Annotated in this window: 1 protein-coding gene; it reads left to right on the top strand. The window is 44.2% G+C overall.

Annotated elements, in window-relative coordinates; genetic code table 11:
• The first annotated feature begins 287 nt into the window (after nucleotides 1-287).
• The gene (locus F596_RS0110655) at nucleotides 288-1,331 is read left to right on the top strand and encodes an IS110 family RNA-guided transposase (RefSeq protein WP_004335924.1); all 1,044 of its coding nucleotides are present in this window, start codon (nucleotides 288-290) and stop codon (nucleotides 1,329-1,331) included.
• Nucleotides 1,332-1,634 lie beyond the last annotated feature (303 nt).

Genomic DNA, 1,634 nt, shown 5'->3' with positions numbered 1-1,634 from the left:
CTCTTACCTTTGCATCCGATTATAGAATTAACTTCTGGTAACAGAAGTGAGGCTTATTTATCGTAGTTTTGCTAGTGAAATAGGCCTTGAGGGGCGAGGAGATTTCGTACCAGGTAGGTGTAATCCATATCGCTATAAAGAGATGCCCGTCCCTCTTTTCATTATCTTCTAGAGTCAGGACAAAGTATCTAAGGACATTTCTAAATGATCAAGTGTAGATCCAAGAGTTAAGGCGCAGGAAGGTTTTGGTCTATATTCATAACATTATTAACTTAAAGTTTTAGCTTATGAGACCAAAATTGTTGATGGAAAATGACTACATTTTAAGACAATGTGTAGGCATTGACGTTTCCAAAGAGACGTTGGTAGTTACCATGTGTATGTTCAGCTTCGCAGAGGAGGCTCACAACTCCGACGTCAAGACGTTCAAGAACAACAAGACTGGCTTTAACCAGCTGGTAAAATGGAGTCGCAAGGAGGCTTACACCGATAAACCGCTACGGTATGTCATGGAGGCCACAGGCGTGTATCATGAAGAACTGGCCAACCATCTCGTGAAGATTGGTTGCACCGTAATCATCATGATGCCGAACAAGGCAAGAGAGTTTGCCATTTGGGAGGGGATGATCTCCAAGAATGACACCATCGACAGCCGTGTGTTGGCCCTTGTGGGATGTGTGAAGAGGAGTATGCGTCCATGGCAGCCAAGCAAGGAGATCTATCACGAACTGAGAGCTATGACAAGATTTGCTCAGGATACGAAAAAGCTGCGCCTTGCGCTCAAAAACCATCTCGAAGCCTTGGAGCACAGCCATCAGGCTGAGAAGAGCGTAGTCAAACATTACGAGGCTATGGTGTCGTATTTGGACAAGCGTCTGAAGATGAACCTCAAGAACATGAAAGAGAAAGTCGCATCTGACGAGGCTCTTAACAAGAAGGTAGAGAACATCATTACTGCTCCCTCACTTGGCTTCACCTCTGTGATTACAGTCATTGCTGAGACTAACGGCTTCGCGCTCATCCAGAACAGAAAGCAACTCACCAGCTATGCCGGCTTCGATGTCAAGGACAACCAGTCGGGGAATGTAGAAGGGACGTCCAGAATCTCAAAAAAAGGCAACTCCCGTATCCGTGCCATACTTTATATGCCTGCTGTGCAGGCCCAACTGCGCAGCAAGCATCTAAAAGAAGCCTACGACAGGATTGTGCAGAAGCATCCCGACAAGAAGATGATAGCAGTCACTGCCATGGAACGCAGACTACTGCTCCTTATCTATGCTCTCTGGAAGAGCGACAAACCTTATGACGAAGATCACAAGAAGAAGAAATAAGACTTAATCCATAGCCAATTACACGAAAAGAGGCTGGAACAGTTTGACACGCCTCCAACCTCACGTGATAGATACCTGAAATCGGGTGTCTTCACTTGTCGTGTGTAATATTACGAAGATTTTTTGAAATGTGCGACTGTTTTATCCAAAAATATTAAAACCTTAATAATCTATACCTGAAAACACCGAGGGGCCAGGGGGCGAGAAGCCCCCATCGGGCTGAAAACATATAAAAAAACAAAATGACGGCAATTAATCTTTCTTAACTCTTTTTTGTTTGAGATTAAAACAGTATCTTTATAG

The organism is Prevotella amnii DSM 23384 = JCM 14753 (genome assembly GCF_000378745.1).
GTDB classification, from domain to species: domain Bacteria; phylum Bacteroidota; class Bacteroidia; order Bacteroidales; family Bacteroidaceae; genus Prevotella; species Prevotella amnii.
Note: the sequence above shows the minus strand (reverse complement) of the source record. Positions and strands in the feature narration are given on the sequence as shown.

Excerpts from the sequence above, each read along its gene's own strand:
- F596_RS0110655 (WP_004335924.1), top strand. The coding sequence starts at position 288 with ATGAGACCAAAATTGTTGATGGAAAATGACTACATTTTAAGACAATGT.